1 rRNA gene is annotated in these 2,958 nt (G+C 52.5%); it reads left to right on the plus strand.

The annotated features are described in order from the left end of the window. Positions 1 to 35: 35 nt before the first annotated feature. Positions 36 to 2,915 (plus strand): 23S ribosomal RNA (locus tag FB600_RS36895). Positions 2,916 to 2,958 lie beyond the last annotated feature (43 nt).

A 2,958-nucleotide genomic window follows, 5' to 3' on the forward strand; every position in this document is an offset into this window, starting at 1 on the left:
GACTGTCGAGCGAAAGCGAGACAGACTCGTTATAGGGTCAAGCGAACAAGTGCATGTGGTGGATGCCTTGGCGATCACAGGCGATGAAGGACGCGGTAGCCTGCGAAAAGCTACGGGGAGCTGGCAAACAAGCTTTGATCCGTAGATGTCCGAATGGGGAAACCCACTCCTTTTGGAGTATCCATGACTGAATACATAGGTCATGTGAAGCGAACGCGGTGAACTGAAACATCTAAGTAACCGCAGGAAAAGAAATCAACCGAGATTCCCAAAGTAGTGGCGAGCGAAATGGGAAGAGCCTGTACTCTTTATTTGTATTGTTAGTCGAACGCTCTGGAAAGTGCGGCCATAGCAGGTGATAGCCCTGTAGACGAAAACAGTATGAAAGAACTAGGTGTACGACAAGTAGGGCGGGACACGTGAAATCCTGTCTGAAGATGGGGGGACCATCCTCCAAGGCTAAATACTCGTGATCGACCGATAGTGAACCAGTACCGTGAGGGAAAGGCGAAAAGAACCCCGGGAGGGGAGTGAAATAGATCCTGAAACCGCATGCATACAAACAGTCGGAGCCTCGTAAGGGGTGACGGCGTACCTTTTGTATAATGGGTCAGCGACTTACGTTCAGTAGCAAGCTTAACCGAATAGGGCAGGCGTAGCGAAAGCGAGTCCGAATAGGGCGTTCAGTTGCTGGGCGTAGACCCGAAACCAAGTGATCTATCCATGGCCAGGATGAAGGTGCGGTAACACGTACTGGAGGTCCGAACCCACTAACGTTGAAAAGTTAGGGGATGAGCTGTGGATAGGGGTGAAAGGCTAAACAAACTTGGAAATAGCTGGTTCTCTCCGAAAACTATTTAGGTAGTGCCTCGTGTCTCACCTTCGGGGGTAGAGCACTGTCATGGTTGGGGGGTCCATTGCGGATTACCCCGCCATAGCAAACTCCGAATACCGAAGAGTGCAATCACGGGAGACAGACATCGGGTGCTAACGTCCGGTGTCAAGAGGGAAACAACCCAGACCGCCAGCTAAGGTCCCCAAATATAGCTAAGTGGGAAACGAAGTGGGAAGGCTAAAACAGTCAGGAGGTTGGCTTAGAAGCAGCCACCCTTTAAAGAAAGCGTAATAGCTCACTGATCGAGTCGTCCTGCGCGGAAGATGTAACGGGGCTAAGCTATATACCGAAGCTGCGGATGCACATTTATGTGCATGGTAGGAGAGCGTTCCGTAAGCCTGCGAAGGTGCATTGTAAAGTGTGCTGGAGGTATCGGAAGTGCGAATGCTGACATGAGTAGCGATAAAGGGGGTGAAAGGCCCCCTCGCCGTAAGCCCAAGGTTTCCTACGCAACGTTCATCGGCGTAGGGTGAGTCGGCCCCTAAGGCGAGGCAGAAATGCGTAGCTGATGGGAAGCAGGTCAATATTCCTGCACCATTGTTAAATGCGATGGGGGGACGGATCGCGGAAGGTTGTCCGGGTGTTGGAAGTCCCGGTCGCTGCGTTGGAGAAGGCACTTAGGCAAATCCGGGTGCAGAATTCAAGGGCGTGGCGCGAGCTTCTTAGGAAGCGAAGCAATTGGAAGTGGTTCCAAGAAAAGCCTCTAAGCTTCAGTTTAACAGTGACCGTACCGCAAACCGACACAGGTGGGCGAGATGAGTATTCTAAGGCGCTTGAGAGAACTCGGGAGAAGGAACTCGGCAAATTGGTACCGTAACTTCGGGATAAGGTACGCCCCTGTAGCTTGACTGGCCTGCGCCAGAAGGGTGAAGGGGTTGCAATAAACTGGTGGCTGCGACTGTTTAATAAAAACACAGCACTCTGCAAACACGAAAGTGGACGTATAGGGTGTGACGCCTGCCCGGTGCCGGAAGATTAAATGATGGGGTGCAAGCTCTTGATTGAAGTCCCGGTAAACGGCGGCCGTAACTATAACGGTCCTAAGGTAGCGAAATTCCTTGTCGGGTAAGTTCCGACCTGCACGAATGGCGTAACGATGGCCACACTGTCTCCTCCCGAGACTCAGCGAAGTTGAAGTGTTTGTGATGATGCAATCTCCCCGCGGCTAGACGGAAAGACCCCATGAACCTTTACTGTAGCTTTGCATTGGACTTTGAACCGATCTGTGTAGGATAGGTGGGAGGCTATGAAACCGGAACGCTAGTTTCGGTGGAGCCGTCCTTGAAATACCACCCTGGTTTGTTTGAGGTTCTAACCTTGGCCCGTGATCCGGGTCGGGGACAGTGCATGGTAGGCAGTTTGACTGGGGCGGTCTCCTCCCAAAGTGTAACGGAGGAGTACGAAGGTACGCTAGGTACGGTCGGAAATCGTGCTGATAGTGCAATGGCATAAGCGTGCTTAACTGCGAGACCGACAAGTCGAGCAGGTGCGAAAGCAGGTCATAGTGATCCGGTGGTTCTGTATGGAAGGGCCATCGCTCAACGGATAAAAGGTACTCTGGGGATAACAGGCTGATACCGCCCAAGAGTTCATATCGACGGCGGTGTTTGGCACCTCGATGTCGGCTCATCTCATCCTGGGGCTGTAGCCGGTCCCAAGGGTATGGCTGTTCGCCATTTAAAGAGGTACGTGAGCTGGGTTTAAAACGTCGTGAGACAGTTTGGTCCCTATCTGCCGTGGGCGTTGGATATTTGAAGGGGGCTGCTCCTAGTACGAGAGGACCGGAGTGGACGAACCTCTGGTGTACCGGTTGTCACGCCAGTGGCATCGCCGGGTAGCTATGTTCGGAAGAGATAACCGCTGAAAGCATCTAAGCGGGAAACTCGCCTTAAGATGAGATATCCCTGGAGGCTTGACCTCCTTGAAGGGTCGTTCGAGACCAGGACGTTGATAGGTCAGGTGTGTAAGCGCAGTAATGCGTTCAGCTAACTGATACTAATTGCCCGTAAGGCTTGATCCTATAACCAGTCTGCGCCGATGTTCGTAGGTGCCCATGCACCGCG

The organism is Burkholderia sp. SJZ089, from assembly GCF_007828315.1.
In the GTDB taxonomy this organism is placed as follows: Bacteria; Pseudomonadota; Gammaproteobacteria; order Burkholderiales; family Burkholderiaceae; genus Burkholderia; species Burkholderia gladioli.